12 protein-coding genes are annotated in these 17,792 nt (G+C 32.8%); 8 read left to right on the forward strand and 4 right to left on the reverse strand.

The genetic code is table 11. The annotated features are described in order from the left end of the window. Positions 1–1,214: 1,214 nt before the first annotated feature. Complete coding sequence (locus tag VKJ25_RS24440; RefSeq protein ID WP_375340297.1) at positions 1,215–1,610, forward strand: type ISP restriction/modification enzyme; 396 nt, start codon at positions 1,215–1,217, stop codon at positions 1,608–1,610. Positions 1,611–3,133: 1,523 nt separating this feature from the next. Here VKJ25_RS24440 and VKJ25_RS03445 read toward each other — a convergent pair. Then, a complete protein-coding gene (locus VKJ25_RS03445; protein WP_324235228.1) occupies positions 3,134–4,090 on the reverse strand; it encodes a diguanylate cyclase in 957 nt (318 codons plus the stop codon). 869 nt (positions 4,091–4,959) lie between these two features. On the opposite strand from VKJ25_RS03445, the gene VKJ25_RS03450 reads away from it, so the two are divergent. Next, positions 4,960–5,550, forward strand: coding sequence for a hypothetical protein (locus VKJ25_RS03450; protein ID WP_324235229.1), 591 nt, complete (start codon positions 4,960–4,962; stop codon positions 5,548–5,550). Positions 5,551–5,758: 208 nt separating this feature from the next. Here VKJ25_RS03450 and VKJ25_RS03455 read toward each other — a convergent pair whose 3' ends face one another. Continuing rightward, positions 5,759–7,066, reverse strand: coding sequence for a D-alanyl-D-alanine carboxypeptidase (locus tag VKJ25_RS03455; RefSeq protein ID WP_324235230.1), 1,308 nt, complete (start codon positions 7,064–7,066; stop codon positions 5,759–5,761). Between the two features lie 556 nt (positions 7,067–7,622). Between VKJ25_RS03455 and VKJ25_RS03460 the strand changes: the two genes are divergently transcribed. From VKJ25_RS03460 to VKJ25_RS03480, 5 genes are all read left to right on the forward strand, one after another. Continuing rightward, positions 7,623–8,228: an IS607 family transposase gene (locus VKJ25_RS03460; RefSeq protein WP_324235231.1), complete on the forward strand. Its 606-nt coding sequence runs from the start codon at positions 7,623–7,625 to the stop codon at positions 8,226–8,228. 529 nt (positions 8,229–8,757) lie between these two features. Beyond that, on the forward strand, positions 8,758–9,792 hold the full coding sequence (gene plsX / locus VKJ25_RS03465) for a phosphate acyltransferase PlsX (RefSeq protein WP_324235232.1): 1,035 nt from the start codon (positions 8,758–8,760) through the stop codon (positions 9,790–9,792). 655 nt (positions 9,793–10,447) lie between these two features. Next, the gene (locus VKJ25_RS03470) at positions 10,448–11,443 is read left to right on the forward strand and encodes a beta-ketoacyl-ACP synthase III (RefSeq protein WP_324235233.1); all 996 of its coding nucleotides are present in this window, start codon (positions 10,448–10,450) and stop codon (positions 11,441–11,443) included. Positions 11,444–12,053: 610 nt separating this feature from the next. Next, complete coding sequence (locus VKJ25_RS03475) at positions 12,054–12,689, forward strand: lysophospholipid acyltransferase family protein (RefSeq protein ID WP_324235234.1); 636 nt, start codon at positions 12,054–12,056, stop codon at positions 12,687–12,689. A 352-nt stretch (positions 12,690–13,041) separates the two neighbouring features. Continuing rightward, positions 13,042–13,350: a DUF2288 domain-containing protein gene (locus tag VKJ25_RS03480; RefSeq protein WP_324235235.1), complete on the forward strand. Its 309-nt coding sequence runs from the start codon at positions 13,042–13,044 to the stop codon at positions 13,348–13,350. Positions 13,351–13,441: 91 nt separating this feature from the next. On the opposite strand, the gene VKJ25_RS03485 is transcribed toward VKJ25_RS03480, so the two are convergent. After that, entirely contained in the window at positions 13,442–14,023 is a 582-nt protein-coding gene (locus VKJ25_RS03485) for a YdcF family protein (RefSeq protein WP_324235236.1), read from the reverse strand. Positions 14,024–14,772: 749 nt separating this feature from the next. Here VKJ25_RS03485 and VKJ25_RS03490 point away from each other — a divergent pair. Further along, positions 14,773–15,621: a hypothetical protein gene (locus VKJ25_RS03490; protein ID WP_324235237.1), complete on the forward strand. Its 849-nt coding sequence runs from the start codon at positions 14,773–14,775 to the stop codon at positions 15,619–15,621. Between the two features lie 1,820 nt (positions 15,622–17,441). Here the strand turns inward: VKJ25_RS03490 and VKJ25_RS03495 are convergent. Further along, a complete protein-coding gene (locus tag VKJ25_RS03495) occupies positions 17,442–17,732 on the reverse strand; it encodes an STAS domain-containing protein (protein WP_324235238.1) in 291 nt (96 codons plus the stop codon). Between the last annotated feature and the right edge of the window lie 60 nt (positions 17,733–17,792).

Here is a 17,792-nt window from a genome sequence, read left to right on the forward strand (position 1 = left end):
TACCAAGTTTTAGATAAATGGTTGAAAGATAGAAAAAAAGTTGACCGAGAATTATGGGATGAAGAAATTCATCACTATCAAAAAATTATTTTTGCTCTGAGAGAAACTAGAAAAATAATGATAGAAATAGATAAAATTATTCCCAGCTTTCCTTTTGGATAGTCAGATATCTATATATAGTTATGATTTTATCTACCTAGAGATGAGGTGGGAAAATTTACCAAAATTCTCCTTGATTGCCAAAAATCATAATTTATCTATCCCCAACTGATGAATCGGCAAAATCATTTTTGCTCTGGGAGAAACTAGAAAAATAATGATATAAATAGATAAAATTATTCCCAACTTTCCTTTTAGATAGTCAGACAGAAAAATTGAGTATGAAATTTATTTATCTATATATATAGTTATGATTTTATCTACCTAGAGATGAGGTGGGAAAATTTACTAAAATTCTCCTTGATTGCCAAAAATCATAATTTATCTATCCCCAACTGATGAATCGGCAAAATCATTTTTGCTCTGGGAGAAACTAGAAAAATAATGATAGAAATAGATAAAATTATTCCCAACTTTCCTTTTAGATAGTCAGACAGAAAAATTGAGTATGAAAATTTATTTATCTATATATATAGTTATAATTTTATCTACCTAGAGATGAGGTGGCAAAATTTACCAAAATTCTCCTTGATTGCCAAAAATCATAATTTGCTTATCCCCAACTGATGAGTCGGCAAAATCATTTTTGCTTTGAGAGAAACTAGAAAAATAATGATATAAATAGATAAAATTATTCCCAGCTTTCCTTTTGGATAGTCAGATATCTATATATATAGTTATAATTTTATCTACCTAAAGATGAGGTGGCAAAATTTACTAAAATTCTCCTTTATTGCCAAAAATCATAATTTACCTATCCCCAACTGATGAATCGGCAAAATCATTTTTGCTTTGAGAGAAACTAGAAAAATAATGATATAAATAGATGAAATTACTCCCAACTTTCCCTTGAGATAGTCAGACAGAAAAATTGAGTATGAAAATTTATTTATCTATATATATAGTGATGATTTTATCTACCTAGAGATGAGGTGGGAAAATTTACTAAAATTCTCCTTGATTGCCAAAAATCATAATTTATCTATCCCCCAACTGATGAGTCGGCAAAATCATTTTTGCTCTGGGAGAAACTAGAAAAATAATGATAGAAATAGATAAAATTACTCCCAGCTTTCTCTTTCGATAGTGACGATCTTCCCTTCACCAGCAATAATCAATTATTCCAAAAATTAACAACTAAAGGCGAATTATTAGTTAATCTACATTTACTCAAAAATTTACCAGTTTTCCATCCAGAAGAAAAAACAACTATTAATTATCAAAGAAATGGTAAAAATCTAGTTAAAGAAGTTAGAGATGATTCGACCAACGAAAAAATATGGATTAACAAAAATTGTTATTTTACAGGAGTTAGTCAGAAAGTATGGGAATTTAAAATCGGTAGCTACCAAGTTTTAGATAGATGGCTAAAAGATAGAAAAAAAGCTGACCGAGAATTATCCGATGCAGAGATTAATCACTATCAGAAAATCATTTTTGCTCTGAGATAAACTAGAAAAATAATGATAGAAATAGATGAAATTATTCCCAGCCTTCCCCTCAAATAGTAATTTCATTTACAGCGCTTTCCGTTGTTATGAAATACACACGCGCAGGCAAGATTCCCGCACTACAAGATTTTCACTATTTACTCTGTACATCGTTTGATCAAAATCTGCTATAGATTTTCTGAATAAATTTAATACTAAATTTAGTAATATTAGTAAAAATTAAGTATAGAAACTAGGTTTGTATTAGCTTTATTGCCATACTAACCAAAAAATAAAGGAGTAAACTTCAGTATTATAACCATCCTACTTCAGTCGGAGATGATGACAACTAATATAATAGTAGTATTAGTATAAATAACCTATGAGATTTTCATTCATATTAGATATCCTACAATACTAACCAAAAAATATAGAAATAAACTTTAATATTTCCAGTCTTCCTATTCCAGGAGATACTAATAACTTAAAATTGATAACTGAAATAATATCTATCTTTGATAAACTCAGTTGATTATTATCTTCCAAAGCAAAAGTATTTGATATAACTTAAAATTTGCTTCAAAAAAAGTCTGGTAAAATGTCATTTGTCAGCCATTAACTCTCAAGAAAATAGGCAAAAATTAATACCTAAGAATCATTGCCATAATGACTGATAGTGCTTATTATTAACGCGGTAGCGATCGCCAACTTTTAAATCCTTATTTTTAGGGTGTGAAGCTTAACCAGAGCTTAAACTTATTGATCAATAATAAGTGTTGGAAAAAAACAAATATTTACTTGTAGGGGTTTGGTCTCCAAACCGATATGAACTTGATAGTTACTACTTACAGCTAACTAGAAAATCAGGGTTCAAGCATCTTTTTGAAAGGAAATAAAATCGAAAAATTCGTATTTATAACTTTCCTATTGTCGGATATACTGATAACTGATAACTGTTAAATGATAACCCCCAAAAATCACTTTTTAAGCATCTCTTTGAAAGGAAATAAAATCGAAAACTTAGTATTTATAACTTCCTTATTCTTAGAGATACTGATAACTGATAATTGTTAACTAGAAAATCAGGGTTTAAGCATCTTATTTCCTATCAATAAATTAACATATAATTGTATAGCTATTTGCGTTTAATATTTCTGTTTATCATGCTACGAAAATAGCTTTTTTTTTTGGTTCTTGCTGCTTCAAAATGATAAAATTGTTAAGGTAGGGAGTAGGAAGTAAACTCACCCCTAATATAAAATCCGGTTAAATACTTATTATATAGTTGGGGAAGTAGGGGTAATTGAAGTGTAGATAGAATTATGAACATAGACACTTGTAACCGGATTCTATATAACTCTTCCCAGGAGTAGAAGTTAGGAAGAATTGTCTCTTAATTTTTCTCTCAAGGGTGAGGCATTTATTGCTAACTTTTTTTAACTTTTTGACCTAAAAGCTGCTACTCTGTTTCCTGTTCCCTTATTTTTCAGCAAACCCTAATTATTAATTGTTAATTATTAATTATTAACTATTAAAATAAGCACTTAATATACTAAACAACACTGATTTCTTCCTTGTTGTTTTGCTTGATAAACTCCTTGATCTGCCCTTAGTATCATATCATCTATGCTCTGATCATTAACAGAATATGTAGTCACCCCGATACTAACAGTTAACTGAAGATTCCCTGGGTCAGTTTTAATAACGCGATTAGCTACAGTTTTTCTAATTCGCTCTGCCAATATCAGTGCTTGTTCTCCATGAGTTTCAGGTAAAATAGCTATAAATTCTTCTCCACCATATCGACCTAAAAAATCCACTTTGCGAATGGTATTTTGAATAGTTTTAACTACTGTACACAAAGCTTTATCTCCCACTTGATGACCGTAATTATCATTAACTTTTTTGAAGTTATCTAAATCCATTAATAAAATAGAAAAAGGGGGACCATATCTACGAACACGATTAAATTCTTGATGAGCAGCATTAAATAAACTACGACGATTTAAGACTCCTGTAAGTGGGTCAGTATTTGCAAGTTTTTGAACTTCTGCTAAAGCATCTTCCAACTCTATTTGTGTAGATTTTAATTCATCTATTGTATGTTTTAGAAGTAGATGATGACGAATTCTCGCAAACAGTTCGGCTGTTTTAAATGGTTTATCAATATAATCAACGGCTCCTAATTCAAAAGCATTGACTATGTGTTCCTGTTCATTACTAGCAGTGAGAAAAATAATGGGAATATCAGCATATTTTGGTTTGCTTTTTAGCAGCTTACAAACTTCTAATCCATCAATATCAGGCATCATTAAATCTAGCAAAATTAAATCCGGTTTTGTACCTTTAATAATTTCTATAGCCTGATGACCTCCCTGGGCAAAAGTTAGATTATAACCTACAGGTTCTAAGATTAATCTTAACAACTTCAGATTAGTAGAAATATCATCGACTATCAGGATATCAAAATTTTCAGGTTGAAATGTTTCTGTTTTCAGCATACTCTTAACAATTAGAGATAAATGAATAATGAATAATTACCTCTCTCTTTTAGCCATGCTTTATCAACATCTTTTTTAAAGAAGAGGCTTTTAACTTGAATTATTTAATTATTAATTATTAATTATTCGGTAAAAACAATTGAAAAATTGAGAGAGAATAAATACTGCTTAAAGTAAGCCCGTTTGACCTCAAAAGGAATTATTCTATTTGCTGTTAACTAAGTTTCTCCATATAAAGGCTAGCTGATTGGTAAGAGCGGAGTGCTGACAATGGAGGAGCCTGTTTTAGCATTTTTTTCACATTTTTTCAAATATATATAACACTTAATATAGCCATCCTATTTTATTCATTTAAAAAATATTGTCACTTTTTGGTAATTAGAGAATAGGTAACAGATAATGTGCAAGAATTTTAAAGATAATTAATAATCACTTCAGTTATTAATATCTCTTACTAAAATAAGAAGTATTAATAACTGAATTTTCTTTTTTTATCCCCTTCTTTCATAGCAGAAAGCTTGAGACATTTTTATTAGTCATTTTTGTTTAAAATGTTAGATCGAATTTTATCTATAGCAATCCGTGCGGAGGTTGCGGGTAATCAAAAAGTAAATAAAAAAAATAGAAACTCCTCCCTGTTCCCAGTTAAGTGTTCCCTTTTCCTTAAAAGCGGTAAGATTTTTATACACAAATAAAATAAGATTGCTATATTTGTAGTAAAGATTTGAATTTACTACAAGGATTGATTTTAAATGGTTGTCAATCCAGTATATTTGAAGTATAATTGTAATATAAAAAAGGCGCTCATCCGATCAGCTTTTTCAGAGAGCGCCTGGAACAAAAAGCTAAATCACAAGGGGGATTATATCATGGTTAATTGCATTGGTATTAAATCCACTCATTTTTTCGGCAAAAATCATGAAAAAATTCAGCCATTATTACCATTAGAAATTAAAATTGAAAGTGTTACAGTTGTTGGGGTTAATCAAGTTCCCCAAATAGTGTATAGAACTTCAAAAGGAAAGTGTAGCACTTTTTTATCTAAAGCAAAATTGATAAATTGCTTACTCTGCTTTCTGCAAATTAAGCATCCTAATTTTAGCAAAGTTATGAGTTATAGTTTTCAGATTTCTGGGATTAATATAGATACAGAAAATGGCAATTTTTTTATTGCTAATTCTGAAATAAACGCTTTTCTGGAAAGATATAATCGAGCTACTTTAGAAAAGTTAGAAGTTAAGTTAACTGCTGTTAGTTCTCTGGTAATAAATCGAATTAAAGGAACTGTAGCTGAAGTGAATAATATTGGTTGTAGTTGTGCTGATATGGTTTACCGTCACACAATTTGTAAACATCAAATTGCTACTCATTTGTATTTACAGTTAAATGGATGGGATTCTTTTGCAGAGTATTTACAACAAAATACAGGGAAAAAGTGGGAGGAAAAATTTAGAATTTAAGAAGGAAGAGGGAAGAAGGAAGAAGGAAGAATGGTTGAGAAAAACCTCAAAACGGGGGCGGGTTGAGTACAGTTGAAGAAAGAAAGAAGAGGGAAAAAGGAAGAAGGAAGAATGGTTGAGAAAAACCTCAAAACGGGGGCGGGTTTAGTATAGTTGACTGCTTTTTAACTGAGTTAACTCAAAAACCCGCCCCTACTTTTTGTAGGACTTAGGGGAAAAGAATATCATTTCTCCGACTATCTCCCAAACCCAAGCGATCGCCATGTATCTGAGGAAGAATAGCTCTAGGTGGTTTAGTTTCCCCCCATCTTTTTACTAATTTCTGTAAAAATTTATCTTGCTCCACTCGTGTTTCGTCCCAATAAGGACTCCGGTTAACCATCGTAAACCAAACTAAACCCTGTTCCTGGGTTGGAAAAACTCCCGCCAAAGCAATAACATCATTCAAAGTACCAGTCTTAACCATCGCTCCCTTCGGAATATTCCGTGACTGCTTTACCAAAGTTCCCGTATCATAGCCAGATACTGGAAACAAGTCAGCAATAACCCATCCAGAATTTTGCAGACCTCGTTGAATAGCTACCAACATTGCAGTTACCGCTCTTGGGGAAATCTGATTTTCTACTCCTAAACCAGAACCATTAATTAATTTTATTTCCCTTTCTGGAACTCCAGCACTCCAAGCTGCTTTTTTAGCGACAAGTTTTGCTCCTCCCAAATTTTTTGCTAATCTCTGAGCTAAGTCATTCTTACTTTCCACATTCATGGTTTTGAGAATATATATCAGCGGTAATGATTTGTGTCTAATAATTGGAGTTTTCTTGGATACAGATTTTTGGGATATCACAGAACCACCTATTACTACTTTCGGCATCCCTGTTCCTGGTGGCATTTGGTTATAAATACTTCTGACATTTCTAGACCAAGTTGCTGAATTTATACTTTCTTGCAAAAACTGACCAGCTACTATAGGGTCATACCTATTATTTATCCCAAAATCCCCTACTATAACTAAATTACCTGTCACCTGATTAATACCTAATTTTTGTATGGCGTTACCCAAGGCGATCGCTTCTTCCCAGAGAAAATAAGGGTCACTACCACCATTAACAATTAAATCTCCTCGTAAAACACCGTTGGAAATTTGACCTGTGGTACTAATTAAGGTTTCAAATTGATGTTGAGGTCCCCAAGTTTCTAGTGCAGCTAAGGATGTAGCGATTTTTGTTAAAGAAGCACTGGGAATGGGAGTTGTACCTTTGTGATTATGTAGAGGTCTGAGCTCTGACTGTATCCAGATACCTTGAGTATCGGCAGTTAGTAATCCTTTTCTTTTTAGACTTTCTAAGTATTCATCTATTTCTAGGGTTAATGTTTGATCTGAATTTTTCGGCGAAATTAATTCGGGTACACCTGCTTGCCATTTAAGGATAGCTACAGTATCCTGCCCAATATTTTGTATTCCTGCCATTTCGAGCCACAAATTTATGACTCCGTAGCTAAATAATTCCCACATATATCAATTTGATGTTTCTCAAATTTTTTCATCACAGCGAATTGAAATATAGCACTAGACAATGATTCAAAAGCTAATTTAATTATGTTATTGGAAATAGAAAATTTATTCATTACTATTGCGCAATAGTTAAATCTCTAACTTTAGTAAACTCGTAGTAGGTAATTTAATTGTGATTTTGAAAATAGTTAAATCTCTAACTTTAGTAAACTCGTAGTAGGTAATTTAATTGTGATTTTGGAAATAGAAAATTTATTCATTACTATTGCGGAATAGTTAAATCTCTAACTTCGGCAAATTCATAGTAAGTAATTTAATTGTGATTTTGGAAATAGTTAAATATCCAACTTCGGCAAATTCATAGTAAGTAATTTAATTGTGATTTTGGAAATAGAAAATTTATTCATTACTATTGCGGAATAGTTAAATCTCCAACAATAATAATTTAATTTTATATTTAAAAATAAAAATATTATTTTTTGTAATACATTAAAAATTATAAAAAATTGACTAATTATTTGCTAAAATTGCTTACCAAATATGCTAATCATGGAAAATGAGCAAAATTTCTATAGGAAAGGCTGCCGAACTACTAGGAGTAGCAGAAAGTACCCTGAGAAGATGGGAACGAGAAGGCAAAATCCATTCAGAAAGAACCAAAAATGGACATCGCCGATATGATGTTGCCACCCTTCTGGGACTAAAAGCTGGAGAACGTAAAACCATTGGTTATGCCTGCGTTTCTAATTCTGAGCAAACAGCCAATTTAGACAAACAAATTATGGTATTAGAAGCCTACTGTAATAATCAAGGATGGCTAGTAGAAATTATCCGAGACTTAGGTTCAGGAATAAATTATCGAAAAAGAGGACTTGTCAGATTAATCAAAATGATCTGCTCAGAAAAAGTAGAGCGTTTAGTATTAACAAATAAAGACCGTTTACTAAGATTTGGTGCGGAACTAATATTTACCATTTGTGAGATTTTTGGCACAGAAATTGTGATAATTAATCACTGTTCTGAATCCACAGAAGAAGAAGATTTAGACAGAGATATCTTAGAAATTATCAAAATTTTTACAGCTAGACTATATGGTAGTCGTAGCCATAAAAATCAAAAAATAGTAGAAAAATTGCAAGAGGCAGTTAATCAAATAAATTGATAAGTAAGCATTTAACAATTAGCTTATAGCTGTCAGCTATTAATTTATGATCTTGAGAATCATAAAATACTTTTTTGCTTCTATGAATTAGCATAATTTGATTAATTGGTCATCAATAGTAGACAATGAAAATTATATCTCATTACAGCATATTTATGCTAAATTATGTACAAGATATAAACAGTAAAATTATTGTATGGCAGACATATTGTCCGCGATAATTGTACTTCATAAAAATAGGAACGCTGTATCAATTATTAATTAGTAAATCGCAATTTTTCCTAAGTAAAAAGTCAATAAATGTAAGCATTCAGGAGTCAGCTATTTATTTGAGTTTGAAATAAAGGCTTGGCTTTCTTGAGGTAAATTGAATCTTATTATCAAAGGCGACTTTAAAGGTGATATTCATTTAAAGCTATTTTCATATCTTAGATAGGATTTGGTGACGGCTGATGACTAATAGCTGAATGCTTACCAATAGATAATCAATTAACTGATAAAATATTGAAGGTTTCTGTAACTTTGAAAAATGGGAATAACACCTACACGAATCGCAATCGACGCTATGGGTGGGGACCATGCCCCATCAGAAATTGTTCAGGGAGCACTCAAAGCTCAAGAAGCTTATGGTGTTAAAGTATTGCTAGTTGGCAACCCTCAACAAATTAAAGCCTGTATAAATCACCAATCAAATCAACCTTTTCCAGAAATAGTTCCTGCCGAGGACATAGTAGAAATGGATGAAGAGCCTTTGACTGCCATTAGGCGCAAGTCCAAGGCATCAATTAACGTTGCTATGAACTTAGTCAAGGAAAAAGAAGCAGATGCTGTAGTTTCCGCAGGCCATTCAGGAGCTGCAATGGCCTCTGCTTTGCTGCGTTTGGGACGAATACCAGGAATTGACCGTCCAGCAATTGGGGCAGTTTTACCCACTATTGTTCCCAAGAAACCAGTCCTGATATTGGATGTGGGAGCTAATGTGGACTGTCGCCCCAAATATTTAGAGCAGTTTGCAGTTATGGGGTCAATTTATAGTGAGTATGTTTTGGGGATTTCTGAACCAAAAGTAGGACTACTTAATATTGGGGAAGAACCATCAAAAGGAAATGATTTGGCACTAAAAACTCATCAAATATTGGCAGAAAATAATCAAATTAAATTTATTGGTAATGCAGAAGGTCGTGATGTTTTATCTGGTGAATTTGATGTGATAGTTTGTGATGGTTTTGCAGGTAATGTTTTATTAAAGTTTGCAGAAGCAGTGGGTGATTCTGTACTCCAAATGATGAAGGAAGAATTGACTCCTGGTCTAATTGGAAAGATTGGCACTGCTATATTGCGCCCTAATTTAAAAAGGATGAAACAAAGAATAGATAATGTGGAGCATGGAGGAGGATTATTGTTAGGAGTAGAAGGGATTTGTATTATTAGTCATGGTTCCTCTAAAGCACGAACTATATCTAATGCAATTCGTTCAGCTAAAGAAGCTGTTAAAAATAGAGTGCTGGAACGAATCAATTCTAAGTATATACCTGAAGAGAAAAAGTCAGTAGTTGTTAATTAGATAAATTAATAATTAATAATTAATTCTCCTGAAAAGGTAAAACGAGAGGATTTACTAAAAGGAAAAAGTTTATTTTTTTCCTTAAAAGGTTTAACCTGAATTATTTAATTATTAGTTATTCGGTAAATAATTGATGATTTATGCGCGATAATTAATTTTACTTATGATCAACAGAAAGAATTAGTTTTTAAGGAGAAGAAAAATTTATAAAAAAAAGCGAAGGGCTAAAATTAGTAAATTTTACTTTTAGGGATTTGTTTGCCTAGGATAACCAAGGAAAATCTGAAAGCTGACTTCTACTTCTAGTATAGCAATCCTCTAATATATTTGTGTATAAAAATCTCACTGCTTTTCAGTATGGAGACAATGGGCAATGAGCAATGGCTAAAACTTACGCTTCCCGAAAAATCGGAGTTTATTTCTAGTTTTTGATTTGTCAGAACATAAGCATGGATTGCTATAGCTGAACTCTATAATAACTTTTTTTAGCAAAATTTTGAATTTTCATTATTCAATATTTCTGTAAACTCATAGCTTGAAAAAGATGAGAATTGAGAATTGAACTGTTTCAATTTAATTCAGTATAACCTCAGAATAAGGTTAATGAAAATTAGAAAGTAATATGAAAAAAACAATAATAATTAAAAACTAACAGATGACAAATATAGGTGTTTCTATCACAGGAAGTGGTTCTGCTATACCAAAACTATCTCTAGATAATCAACAATTATCCCAAATAGTAGAAACTTCTGACGAATGGATAAGCTCTCGGACTGGCATTACTAAACGACAACTAGCAGATACCACAGAATCATTATGTAGTCTAGCAACTCAAGCCTCTCTAGCAGCTCTTGACCAAGCAAATATTACTCCTAAAGATATTGACCTGATTATTTTGGCTACATCTACTCCAGATGATTTATTTGGTACTGCTAGTCAAGTACAATGGGAGTTGGGTGCCGAGAAAGCAGTAGCCTTTGATATGACCGCAGCTTGTTCTGGTTTTGTATTTGGTTTAGTTACAGCAGCACAGTTTATCCGTAGTGGAGTTTATCAGAATGTCTTATTAATTGGAGCAGATATTCTTTCTCGTTGGGTAGACTGGGAAGACCGAAGAACTTGTGTTTTATTTGGAGATGGCGCAGGTGCAGTGGTTTTACAAGCTTCAGAAAGCGATCGCCTCCTGGGTTTTGAACTTCGCAGTAATGGTAGTCAAAATGACTGTTTAAATCTTCCTTTCCAACCCCAAGAAAAGAAAATAATTGAGGGAGTAACTGTTAGTCAAGGTACTTATCAACCAATAATAATGAATGGTAAAGAAGTCTATCGTTTTGCGGTACAAAAAGTACCAGAAGTCATAGAAAAAGCTTTATTTAAAGCTAATATTAGTGTGGATAAAATTGACTGGTTATTATTACATCAAGCCAACCAAAGAATCTTAGATGCTGTTGCTAGTAGATTGAATATTCCCTCAGAGAAAGTTATTAGTAATCTCCAAAATTATGGCAATACTTCTGCTGCTTCTATACCTCTAGCTTTAGACGAAGCTGTTAGGAAAAATCAAGTTAAATCAGGAGATATTATAGCTGCTTCTGGTTTTGGAGCAGGATTAACTTGGGGAGCAGTAATTTTTGAATGGAATGGTATTTAATTAAGTCAAAAGTTAAAAATAAAATCTTTTTAGTAGTAAGAATTTCCTGCCGAATGATCCGCAAACAGCCGTCAGCTATAAGCTACCAGCTACTACTTTTAGTTTTTGATAAAAGCTTGATTATTCAAAATTAAATCTGAGTAAAAAATTCAGTTTTCAAGTCTATAATTCATTCAAACCTCCTATCTATTTAAGATTAAAATTTTATAGCTAAAAGCTGACGGCTAAAAGCTGAATGCTTAATTTTAGTACAAGTATCTGGCCTGGGATAATAAAGGTTAAATAGTTGATAAAATCCTTTGTCAACTTCTAATACTTTTTTCTGAGTAAGATTTTTCCAAAAATTTAGATTTGTGGAACTTTTGAAATAAGGTACTTACTGGTTTAATTAAACGTACCTGTTCAAATATTGAATTGGTAAATATCAATAGTTGAGAGCAGATTCCAGTTTGACACTAAAAATAAGGTAAGCATTCAGCTAAAAAGAGGGAAAAACTATAGAGATAACTTTCAGTATTCAGCTATTAGCAGTTATAAGTTTGGAAAGTGGTATAATTTCTCTTGCTCCCCTACTCCCCTACTCCCCTACTCCCCTACTCCCTATAATACCGTGACTAGAAATCGTGAACCAGTTAAGAATTTAGTTCTTTATCGCTTATTAAAATGGTCAGTAATAGCTCCCATACTGCGTTTTTATTTCCACAGTAATACTTACGGCATCGAAAATGTTCCACAACAAGGACCTCTAGTCATAGTTAGTAACCATGCTAGTGATTTAGATCCTCCAATTTTATCTGTTTCTGTCAGAAGACCCGTTGCTTATATGGCAAAACAGCAATTATTTGAAGTGCCAATTTTGAAAGAAATAATTACTTTATATGGTGCTTATCCTGTAAACAGGGGTTCAGCAGACAGAAGCGCTATTCGTTCAGCTATGAATAGTTTAGCAGAAGGATGGGCAGCAGGTATTTTTTTACAGGGAACTCGTACTCCTGATGGTAAAATTACAGAACCAAAGTTAGGTGCTGCTTTAATTGCGGCCAAAGCAAAAGTACCATTATTACCAGTGTGTATTTGGGGTACTCATCTAGTCAAGCGTCAAGGTTTGATAGCTAATTCTGTACCAATAACTGTCAGAATAGGAGAAATTTTACCTCCTCCTAAATCAACTAAAAAAGAAGAGTTACAAGAAGTTAGTCATAAATGTGCAGATATAATTAATAAAATGCACGATTTAGGAGCTTAACTAACTATAGCAATTCTAATTTGATTCCTGTACAAAATTTCATTACTTTTAGGGAATAGGGAACACTTAACTAACTGGAAACAGATCAGAATTTCAGTTGTTTTATTTACTTTTTGATTTGTTGCAACCTAATTTAGGATTGCTATATTAGCTATTAGCATTCAGCATTCAGATTTTTGAATTTTGGTTAATCCCCAGTTTCTTTCAACCTGATGGTATAGAGGTTAAAATACTCATTAGGAAACTATAAAAAATATTATCCTACTAATGGCTGAGTGCTAACTGATAACTGATAACTGATAACTGATAACTGAAATAACTGCTTTATTTAATAAATTTAATTAAAAAGAAAATGCAACATACTAGAGAACAATTAACTGAAAATTTGGATGTAGCCGAATGGAATTGGTTAGTACCCCATGTGAAACGTGATTCTGTTGTAATTATAGACCAAAAATTGGATTTGTTAGATGTAGGAGTAGCGATCGCTTCTGATCACAAATCTTCTGTACAAGATTGGATTAGTCAAAAACTTATTTATAAACCTTCAGCAGAACAATTATCAATTTGGAATAATAACGATACTAAAAAGTTTAATGCTTTAATAGTACAACCTTTTGTTTTAGTTCAAGAATCTTTAGAACCTGAAGCAGAAAATTAGAATTATTGCAAAGATTAGGAATAATAAATAGGCAAAATACTTTCGAGAAAAAGGTAAGAAAAAATCTTTAAGTTTTACTTTTTCCAGAAGTCTATTGATGGCAAAAATTTGCCCCTGTATAACCAGTAGTTAACCAAATAATTCCTCTTATTCCATCTCGAATTGCCTTTTCAATAGGTTCCGGCGATCGCCCAGAAGGAACTGGTAGGGGTTGAAAATTAATTCCCCTACTACCCAAAATAATTTGGCCAATAACTCTAGCGCGACGCATGTGGTCATCGGAGGTAACTAAATAAACACTGGTAATACCTTGAGATTTTAATTTATCAACTGTTGTAGTAAAATTAGTAACAGTATCTACAGCATCATAATCTAAATGTAAACGAGTTTGGGAGATTCCCGCCTCAGAAAATAACCATTCTGCATATTCTGGGTTAGTACCAGAAGAGACCCAAACATCCAGATGAGGATGTTGTTGAGCAAATTCTGCGGCAAATACTTCTCTTTCTATAGAGCCACCAAGTACCAATAAAGCTTGAGGAGGTTCAATACTACCTACAAATTGCTGGTAACCAATCCAAAAAGTTACCAAAAATCCTGCTAAAAAATAGGAAATTCGAGAAATTTTCAATTCCTTATATAATTTTTTACTAAGAACTACTCTGAAAGTCATAATATCTAAAATAATAAAAAACCATCTGTAAAACTACAGATGGAGAAGTTGTCTATTATGAATATTCAGAAAGTATTATGTACCATCCGGAGTAGCTAATATGTCGGGTAAATAATTCTATAATTTGGGAAGCCTTTGACAGTAAACCTTTTAGCATTTTAAGAATTAGAATCACAAGGATAAAATCTTTTCCCTATAAGTAAAGTATGTCACACAAGATATATATTAAGCTTCTATGATCGTTAAACATAAGTAGGGTTTGCTGAATTATTGATGAAAGCGTTTACAAATGAAGGTTATAGCTTTTTTAGGTAGGTCAAAAGTACCAGCTTTTAAGTCTTGAAAACTAAAAAGTCTAGGATTTTCTGCCATAATTAGCCGATTTGGTGGGAACCGTAAATCAAGGGATAATTCTTTCTCGTACCTTTTCTGTAATTCTTATTCCTTCAGGATTCACCGATTTTCGATTCTGGCTTCTCCCTGCTACTAAAAGACTTTTTCAACCAGCCCTAAGTAAGGTTTGCTGATTAAATCTCAAAGCGTTTACAAATGAAGGTTATAGCTTTTTTTTATGTTGAAAAAAGTTGCAGGTTTTTAGCTGTTGTAGTCTCAAAATGGTAAAGTTTCGACCCTAACTATCAGAAAATTTGGCCGTAACATATAGTATAAACTGTTCCCTGTTGCCATTTCCCTATTCTCTTCCTATAATAAATAATATAATTGTTACATATTAATAACATATACTACTGATGGTTAAAGCCTTATCTCTAGATTTACCTTTTCAGCTAATTCAAAGTATACGTTTAGCTCATGCAATAATGGAGACAAATTATGAAGTTTACTTAGAACCTAAAGACGAAGAAAAATTTCTATGGCCAAAGGAAAAATTTGGTGTTAGATATAAAGTCAACAACGAGCTACCCCCAAAACTGTCTGGAATTGTAATTGTACATTCAAAGCCTCAAACATCTATTGGCTTTATAGAACGTCCGTTAATTTTTCCTCACTCAATTTTCGCTTACTCTAAATCACTTTGGTGTCAGCCTAGAAATATAAAATTCTCATTTGCTGGACTCATAACTGAGAGTCGAAAAGATTTCTTTCAAAGAGTTATAAAACTTCAATATCCCCAATCCCAAATTAACTGGAAAAGATTTGGCAAGCCTAATTTATTTTCAAGAATTAAATCAAAACTTGAGCATAAGTTAGGTATTCAGGATCGACTAAAGCCAATTAAGTTTAGATATAAAGATATACTATTTTGGTCTTCAAAACGTGGTAGAAATTTCCCTATTAAAGCATGGGATGACGAATATTTTAGGCTATTAGCAAATTCACAGTTTGTACTTTGTCCCTCTGGAGATTACACCTGGTCTTATCGTTTCTTTGAAGCTGCTATGTGTGGAGCAATTCCTATTGTTGAAGAATATTGCTCAGTTTATGATGGATTTCGGTTTAAAACAACTGAGGAAATGAAAAATAATCTGAATTGGTCTATAGAAGATGCTGAACATAATTATAATACTTGTCTTCAGCGTTTGACTATACCATTAGAATCATTACAAGAAGAAATTGGGAGATTATTATTGGAACAGTAGGTACTTCCGACAATTAAGATGTAATAACCTTTTGCCAGAGGTTTTAGGTAAATTATGAGAGATGTCTAATAGCCATCTTCAGAAATAAAAAATTAAATCAATTATCGTACAAAAATTATCAATTCTTTCTTCCTATAAAACTCCCCTAAATCCTAACTCTTAACTAGGGCTTGCTGATTAAAGATAAATGCTTTTAGGTCTCTCAAGCACAGTCCCCGAACAATCAAAAGTCAGGATTTTACGGATACTAAGGGTAGAAAAATTAAGGAAAAATTATTCCTCTTAGGTCTCTATCTTCCCACACTTCCCACCCAGACCCCACTCTGATTTTTTCAGCAAACCCTAATTAACGGGACTGGCGCGATTCGAACGCGCGACCTAGCGCTTCAGATTTGTGTGAGTTTCCCCACTCTCCGGACTATCCCTTCACCATAGCTGTAATAGCTTTAGGTGGTGGCCTAACGCTTAGGGAGAATTGTAGTTACTCCTTAACACTCTAGTCTCTGCACCTTCTTTACCAAAAATTTAGGTAAAGCTTGGCTCAAGATTACCTTATCTGTATAAAAGACTTAGGCTTCCTTGAGTTTGACCACATTCACTCATGGAGTTTCCTCTCATAGTGCCCGATACTTCAGGAGGCGCTTGCTCTATCCATCTGAGCCACAGCCCCATGTATAGCTAGAAGTCAGAAGTAATTTTTGACTAAGTTTGAATATTATAGCTATATTTTATTATCTTAACGTCTGGTTAGATTTTAAACAAGACTTTTTTAACAATTATGAAAATTTACCCTTATTGTAATATTCTCTTTGATATTGAATCAGCTAGTCCTAATTAGGGTTTGCTGAAAAAGTATTTTTAAGGAGATAGGGTGATGGGGTGATGGGGAGTAATTTTGTTGTCCAACGATGTGCGGAAAATGGTAAGATGCGTGAGCATTCAGCAGCTCAAAACCAGGTACTTTTCACGAATTAAAAAGCCTAAAAGCATTAGTATAGCAATGTACGCACTTATATATTTATAAATTGCCGGAGGTGTCCAATAGCTAAAAACCTTATATTATAGGCTATTCATTCTTCCTCCATACCTCCATACCTCTCTTGGTTGATTGGATATGGTTAGGGAACCTATCCATCCCACCCTTCGGGAAGCTCCGCTTTTTCCTTTGGAATACTTCGCTTTCCATGTCGCGCAGCGTTTTCGTATAGGGAATGCTGCGCTTTCCATGTCGGCTCAAGCGCCGAAAACAACCGCTGTTGCCTGTTCCCTCAAGCGCTATATGTAAATACTTTTAGATTTATTTAGCTAATCTTAATTACCAAAAAAATGAGGTATAAAGCTTCCCCTTGTTCGGGGATGAAAAAATATTTAACTCAGTATTTCCAGCCTTCGACTAAATTCGGAGGTTCACTCTCTACTTATAACTGATAACTTATAACTGAAATGACATATTTTGTTGAAGAAAAATAAGGTCTCAAGTGCGTCGGTAGCGGAAGCCAGAGGTATTGATAACTGATATAGCAATGTGCGGACTTAATATTTACAAATTGCAGGAGGTGTCCAATAGCTAAAAACATTATATTATAGGCTATTCATTCTTCCTCCATACCTGTTCCCTGTTGCCTGTTCCCTAAAAGCAGCGTTATAACTGATAACTTATAACTGAAATGACTCTCTGTTATCCGTTTCCTATTCCCTTTTCCCTCTCTCAACTAGCAAATTTATTTTCACGAAACTTACTAAAAAATATTAAATTCGAGAGTCATTGTTGAAATTTATAGAAGTTTTTATCTGGAGAAATTTCTAGAATGAGGATAGGTTTACCCTACCTCCTGTTTAATTTCAAATCTTCGGTCTAGTCCAGTTAACTCTAAACAATATTTAACTGAATCATTCAAATTAATTAGATATAGGTGACAATTATTTTTCCTAGCTATACGATGCAATGCGACTAAAGTCATTAATCCATAATTATTAATAGAATTTAGAGTAGCAAGATCTACTACACAATAATTTTCTGACCTGGTAGTTAGAATTTTTTCTAACTGTTTCTGTAATAGAAAACTATTTTTTTGGTTAAAGTTATCTGAAGGGCGAATTAATAGAGCCATATTTTTTTCTATCTCCCTAATCTGGAACATAATATTATTATATGTTATTGTAATTTATTG

Source organism: Okeania sp., assembly GCF_035285525.1.
In the GTDB taxonomy this organism is placed as follows: Bacteria; Cyanobacteriota; Cyanobacteriia; order Cyanobacteriales; family Microcoleaceae; genus Trichodesmium.